The following is a 6072-nucleotide window of genomic DNA, read 5'->3' as shown; positions in this document are numbered from 1 at the left end:
CGCCGAACCGCCGACCGCGTACCGCTCCGGCGTCGCCTGGCTCCCGCGCAGCCGCACCGCCGCCCTCGCCGTCGGCCCGACCGGCACCGACCTCACCACGAACGGCGGCCGCACCTGGCGCACCGTTGACACGGGCTCCTACGACACCGTGGACTGCACCCGCGACGGCGCCTGCTGGGCGGCGGGGGAGCAGGGCCGGGTGGCGCGTCTGCGGCCCTGAGCGGTGCTATGCGGGCGGCAACTCGTCCTGGATCCGGGCCAGTTCGGCCGCGGTCGTCGTGGCCAGGAACTCGGTGACCCGGTACGCGCACACTCCGCCGATGACGAACGGGTCGGTCGCCGTGATCTCCTCGATCGCCGCACGGCCGGCCCCGACCGCGAGGATGATGCCGCCGTCGCGCGGCACCTTGCGGCCCGCGGCGAGGAAGGTGCCCGCGGCGAAGTGCTCGTCGAGCCATGCGCGATGTGCGTCGAGGAGGGCGTCGACGCGTGCGAGGGGTCCCGTGTATGTCAGTTCCAGAACAAACATGATCGAGAGGTTACCGGCGGTCTTGTGGGCGTCGTTGAACTGTGCATGATCTAGGCGTATGGCTATGCCCGGACAACCGGCAGCAGGCAAGGGCAACGGGACCGTCGCGATCGGGCTGCGCGCGGTGCACAAGAGCTTCGGCGCGGTGCGCGCCGTCGACGGCGTCGAACTCGACGTCGGGGAAGGGGAGTTCTTCTCGTTGCTCGGGCCCTCCGGGTCCGGCAAGACGACGGTGCTGCGGCTGATCGCCGGGTTCGAGACGCCGACCGGCGGCACGGTCCACCTGGCCGGCGAGGACGTGACGCGCCGCGCCCCCTTCGAACGTGACGTCACCACCGTGTTCCAGGACTACGCGCTGTTCCCGCACATGAGCGTCGCGCAGAACGTCGCCTACGGTCTGAAGGTGCGCGGCGCCTCCCGCCGGGAGCAGGCCGAGCGGGCCCGCGCCGCCCTCGCCTCCGTCCGCCTGGAGGACCACGGCGCCCGCAGACCCGGTCAGCTCTCCGGTGGGCAGCGCCAACGCGTAGCACTGGCACGGGCGTTGGTGGTACGACCCCGCGTGCTGCTCCTCGACGAGCCGCTCGGCGCCCTCGACCTCAAGCTGCGCGAGCAGATGCAGACCGAGCTGAAGGAGCTGCAGCGCGACGTGGGCATCACCTTCGTGCTCGTCACCCACGACCAGGCCGAGGCGCTCGCCCTGAGCGACCGGGTCGCGGTCATGAACGCCGGACGCGTCGAACAGGTCGGCACACCGGGGGAGTTGTACGAGACGCCCGCCTCCGCGTTCGTCGCCTCCTTCGTCGGCACCTCCAACACCCTCACCGGCGCCGCCGCCGAGATGATCGTGGGCAGACCCGGGACGTTCGGCGTCAGACCCGAGAAGATCCGGGTCCTGCCCGACACCGGCGCGCACGATCGCGGTGACCACAGCGAGGTGCGCGGCACCGTCGCCGACGCCGTCTACCTGGGGGACAGCACCCGTGTCGTCGTCGACACCGACGCCGGCGCGCGCTTCGTCGTCGTACGGCAGAACCTCGACACCACCGCCGCCGACGCCCTCGCACTGCCCGGCAGCCGCGTCCTGCTGCGCTGGCACCGACGCCACAACGTCCCGCTGAACCACACGATGTGACATGCCGGGCACCACCTGAGCGACCCACGCGAATCGACCGACAGGGAGAACTCGTGCGCGCACCCCGAACCCTCATGGCAGTCACCGCACTCGGCGGGCTGCTGCTCGCCACCGCCTGCGGCTCCTCCGACGACGGGGGAGGCGGTGGCACGGGCGCGCCCGGCGGGCGGGGCTTCACCCCGCCCAAGCTGTCCGCCCCCAAGTCCCTCGGCAAGACGGAGGGAAAGGTCAACCTCATCGCCTGGGCCGGATATGCCGAGGACGGCTCGAACGACCCGAAGGTCGACTGGGTCACCCCCTTCGAGAAGAAGACGGGCTGCCAGGTCAGCACCAAGGTCGCCGGAACCTCCGACGAGATGGTCAACCTGATGAAGACCGGCCAGTACGACGCCGTCTCCGCGTCCGGCGACGCCTCCCTGCGACTGATCGCCTCCGGCGACGCGGCGCCCGTCAACACCGACCTCGTGCCCAACTACCGGGACATCTTCCCGGGGTTGAAGATGCAGCCCTGGAACTCGGTCAAGAAGGTCGCCTACGGCATCCCGCACGGCCGCGGCGCCAACCTCCTCATGTACCGCACGGACAAGGTGTCCCCGGCCCCCGACTCCTGGAAGGCCGTCTTCGACGGCGCGTCCGCGTACAAGGGCCACGTCACCGCCTACGACTCGCCGATCTACCTCGCCGACGCCGCGCTGTACCTGATGAGGACCCGGCCCGAGCTCGGCATCAAGGACCCCTACGCGCTCGACCAGAAACAGTTCGACGCCGCGGTGGGCCTGTTGAAGAAGCAGAACGCGAACGTCGGCGAGTACTGGAGCGACTACCTGAAGGAGATCTCCGCCTTCAAGAGCGGCGACTCGGTGATCGGCACCAGCTGGCAGGTCATCGTGAACAGCGCCCAGGCCGAGAAGGCCCCCGTCAAGGCGGTCCTGCCCAAGGAGGGCGCCACCGGCTGGTCCGACACCTGGATGGTCTCCGCGAAGGCGAAACACCCCAACTGCGCCTACAAATGGCTCGACTGGATCGTCTCGCCGAAGGCGAACGCCCAGGTGGCCGAGTACTTCGGCGAAGCCCCCTCGAACGCGAAGGCGTGTGACGAGACCGCCGACGCACAGCACTGCGCCACCTTCCACGCCGACGACGCCGCCTACTGGAAGAAGGTCCACTTCTGGACCACGCCCATCCCGCAGTGCCTCGACGGGCGCACCGGCGTCACCTGCGTGCCCTACGCGAAGTGGGTGCAGGCCTGGACCGAGATCAAGGGCTGACGTGGGCGCCACGTCGAAGAAGGCCGCCGGGGCGCTGCACCGCAGCCCCCGGCTGCGCCTCGCCCTGCTCCTCGCGGCGCCGCTGACCTGGCTGGTCGTCGCCTACCTGGGTTCGCTCGCGGTGCTGTTCCTGTCGGGCCTGTGGACCACGGACCCGTTCACCTCCGACATCGTGCGCACCTGGACCCTCGACAACTTCCGGACCCTCCTCACGACGGACGTGTACCGCCAAGTCGCCCTGCGCAGCGTGGCGGTCGCCCTCTGCGTCACCGCGCTGTGCCTCGTGCTCGCGTTCCCGATCGCCTTCTACACCGCGCGCGTCGCCCGCCCCCGGTGGCGCCCGCTGCTCGTCGTCGCCCTCCTCACCCCGCTGTGGGCGAGCTATCTCGTCAAGGCGTACGCGTGGCGCGTCATGCTCGCCCAAGGCGGCCTGCTGGACTGGCTGTTGACCCCGCTCGGGATCGAGGGCCCGGGATACGGCCTCACCGCGACGGTCCTGGTCCTGACGTACCTGTGGCTGCCGTACATGATCCTGCCGATCCACGCCGGTCTCGAACGGGTCCCCGACGCCCTCCTCGACGCGTCCGCGGACCTCGGCGCCCGCACCTGGCGCACGGTGCGCACCGTGCTCCTGCCGCTGGTCCTTCCCTCGGTCGCGGCCGGTTCCGTCTTCACGTTCTCGCTCAGCCTCGGCGACTACATCGCGGTCCAGATCGTGGGCGGCAAGACCCAGTTGATCGGCAACCTCGTCTACTCCAACATCACCCTCGACCTGCCGCTGGCCGCCGCCCTCGGCACCGTCCCGGTCGTCGTGATCGTCCTCTATCTGCTCGCCGTGCGCCGCTCCGGCGCGCTCAGCAGCCTCTGAAGGGGGCCCGTGGTGCATCTGTCCCGCCCCGCGCGCATCGCGCTGCGCATCGGCGCCCTGCTCGGCTTCGCCGTCATCTACGTCCCGCTGCTCCTGGTTTTCGTCAACTCCCTGAACCGGGACCGCAGTTCGAGCTGGCCGCCGGACGGTCTCACCCTGCGCTGGTGGGAGGCCGCCTGGCACAGCGCGGGTGCCAGGGACGCGTTGTGGACGTCCGTGAAGGCCGGTCTCGGCGCCACCGTCATCGCCCTCGTGCTCGGCACGCTCCTGGCCTTCGCGATCGGCCGGTACCGCTTCTTCGGGCGCCACGCGCTCTCGTTCGCCGTGGTCCTGCCCCTCGCCCTGCCCGGCATCATCACGGGCGTCGCCCTCAACACGGCCTTCCGTACCGTCCTCGAACCCCTCGGGATAGGCCTCGGCCTGTTCACCGTCGTCGTCGGGCACGCCACGTTCTGCGTCGTGGTCGTCTTCAACAACGTCGCCGCCCGGCTGCGCCGGCTGCCCGGTTCGTACGAGGAAGCGGCGATGGACCTGGGGGCCGACACCTTCCGCACCTTCCGCGACATCACCTTCCCGCTGACCCGCTCCGCGCTCGCGGCCGGCGCGCTGCTCTCGTTCGCGCTGTCCTTCGACGAGATCGTCGTCACGACGTTCACGGCGGGACCCGGCGTCCAGACGCTCCCCGTCTGGATCTTCTCCAACATGGCCCGCCCGCAGCAGGCCCCGGTGGTCAACGTGGTGGCCGTCGTCCTCGTCCTGCTGTCGGTGATCCCGGTGTACCTGGCCCAGAAGCTGTCCTCCGACACCACCGTGGGCAGCCGGGTGTGACCCCGGGCGTCAGCCGGCGCCCATCATCCGGGACATGCCCACCGAGCCGTACGACGACGTCTCGACGAAGCCGAACTTCTCGTACAGGAACTTCGCCGGCCCGTCCGCGATCAGCGAGACGTACGCCGTCGCGGGCGCCCGGCGCTCCAGTTCCTCGGTCAGCGCGGCCATGATCCGCTTGCCGAGCCCCTGGCCCTGGTGGTCGGGGTGCACGCAGATGTCGACGATCTGGAGCGCCGTGCCGCCGTCCCCGATGATCCGGCCCATCCCGACCGGCTCGCCGCCGCAGCGCAGGAGCACCCCGTGCCAGGTGTGCGGCAGGGCGAGCGCGACGGCCTCGGGTGCCCTGTCGGAGAGTCCGGCGTCGGTGCGCAGCCGTCGGAAGACGTCCACCGACGGGACGCCGACTTCCATGACGTAAGGGTCACTACTGATGTTCATGCCTTACAGCATAGAGGACGGGGTGAGCGCGCTGTCTAGGGTGGGGGCATGCGGACGATCACGGGGATCCCTGAGGGCTGGCCCACCGACGAGGCCGGGGCGCGCGCGGTGCAGGACGCGCTGCGCGACCGCGTCGTACGTGACGAGAGCGGGCCCGCGCCCGGTGCGGGCACGGTCACCGGGATCGACGTCGCGTACGACGACGCGCGCGATCTCGTCGCCGCGGCCGCGGTCGTGCTGGACGCCGCGACGCTCGACGTCGTCGAGGAGGCGACGGCCGTCGGGCACGTCGCCTTCCCTTACGTGCCGGGCCTGTTGGCGTTCCGCGAGATCCCGGCCGTGCTCGGCGCCCTGGAGGCGCTGCGCACCGACCCCGGCCTGATCGTGTGCGACGGGTACGGCCTCGCCCACCCCCGCCGCTTCGGGCTCGCGAGCCACCTGGGCGTGCTCACCGGGCGGGCGACGATGGGCGTCGCCAAGAATCCGTTCGCCTTCACCCACGGCGCGTTGGGGCGGGAGCGGGGGAGCGCGGCCGCGCTCACCGACGGGCCCGAGGAGGTCGGGCGCGCCCTGCGCACCCGCGAGGGCGTGAAGCCGGTGTACGTGTCCGTGGGGCACCGCGTCTCCCTGGCCAACGCGTGCGCCCACGCGCTGGCCCTCACACCGGCCTACCGCCTGCCGGAGACGACCCGCAGGGCCGACCGGCTGTGCCGGGACGCGCTCCTCGCCCTCACCTGCGGGCCGCGACCCGGAAACTGAGCCCCGCAGTCCGCAGCCTCTCGATCAGCGCGTCGCCCATCGCGACGGCGGTGGTCACCTGCCCCGAGGTGTCCGGGAGTTCGTCCTGGGCGAGGCACATCGCGGCCTGCGCCAGCATCTTCGCGGTCTCGCCGTACCCGGGGTCCCCGCCGCTCACCTCGGTGAGGACCCGGCGGCCGCCGCCCTCGCCGACGAACCGCACGGAGAACCAGCTCTTGGCGCGGCGCGTCTCGTCCGGGCCGTCCCC

7 protein-coding genes and 2 pseudogenes are annotated in these 6072 nt (G+C 71.3%); 6 read left to right on the top strand and 3 right to left on the bottom strand.

What is annotated here, in order from left to right; translation table 11 throughout:
* Nucleotides 1–220 (top strand): annotated as a pseudogene (locus G3I40_RS14840) (oxidoreductase); the annotation flags it as partial.
* A 6-nt stretch (nucleotides 221–226) separates the two neighbouring features.
* Here the strand turns inward: G3I40_RS14840 and G3I40_RS14835 are convergent.
* Nucleotides 227–529, bottom strand: a complete 303-nt coding sequence (locus tag G3I40_RS14835; RefSeq protein WP_164302642.1) for a YciI family protein — start codon at nucleotides 527–529, stop codon at nucleotides 227–229.
* Between the two features lie 64 nt (nucleotides 530–593).
* Between G3I40_RS14835 and G3I40_RS14830 the strand changes: the two genes are divergently transcribed.
* The 4 genes from G3I40_RS14830 (at nucleotide 594) to G3I40_RS14815 (ending at nucleotide 4625) form a co-directional block, all read left to right on the top strand.
* Nucleotides 594–1661, top strand: coding sequence for an ABC transporter ATP-binding protein (locus G3I40_RS14830; RefSeq protein WP_164302641.1), 1068 nt, complete (start codon nucleotides 594–596; stop codon nucleotides 1659–1661).
* Between the two features lie 74 nt (nucleotides 1662–1735).
* Nucleotides 1736–2929 (top strand): ABC transporter substrate-binding protein, encoded by a 1194-nt coding sequence (locus G3I40_RS14825; RefSeq protein WP_164302644.1) that lies wholly within the window; start codon nucleotides 1736–1738, stop codon nucleotides 2927–2929.
* Nucleotide 2930: 1 nt separating this feature from the next.
* Nucleotides 2931–3797: an ABC transporter permease gene (locus G3I40_RS14820; RefSeq protein ID WP_164302640.1), complete on the top strand. Its 867-nt coding sequence runs from the start codon at nucleotides 2931–2933 to the stop codon at nucleotides 3795–3797.
* A gap of 12 nt (nucleotides 3798–3809) precedes the next feature.
* Entirely contained in the window at nucleotides 3810–4625 is an 816-nt protein-coding gene (locus tag G3I40_RS14815) for an ABC transporter permease (RefSeq protein WP_164302643.1), read from the top strand.
* Between the two features lie 9 nt (nucleotides 4626–4634).
* Here the strand turns inward: G3I40_RS14815 and G3I40_RS14810 are convergent, their stop codons facing one another.
* Nucleotides 4635–5066: a GNAT family N-acetyltransferase gene (locus G3I40_RS14810; protein WP_164302639.1), complete on the bottom strand. Its 432-nt coding sequence runs from the start codon at nucleotides 5064–5066 to the stop codon at nucleotides 4635–4637.
* A gap of 48 nt (nucleotides 5067–5114) precedes the next feature.
* Here G3I40_RS14810 and G3I40_RS14805 point away from each other — a divergent pair, with 48 nt between their 5' ends.
* The gene (locus G3I40_RS14805; RefSeq protein ID WP_164302638.1) at nucleotides 5115–5825 is read left to right on the top strand and encodes an endonuclease V; all 711 of its coding nucleotides are present in this window, start codon (nucleotides 5115–5117) and stop codon (nucleotides 5823–5825) included.
* Here the strand turns inward: G3I40_RS14805 and G3I40_RS14800 are convergent.
* Nucleotides 5797–6072: pseudogene (locus tag G3I40_RS14800) on the bottom strand (saccharopine dehydrogenase); the annotation flags it as partial. The gene G3I40_RS14805 and the pseudogene G3I40_RS14800 overlap by 29 nt on opposite strands.

It is taken from the genome of Streptomyces sp. SID14478 (genome assembly GCF_010548525.1).
Lineage (GTDB): Bacteria > Actinomycetota > Actinomycetes > Streptomycetales > Streptomycetaceae > Streptomyces.
This window is presented reverse-complemented; position numbering and strand designations above follow the sequence as displayed.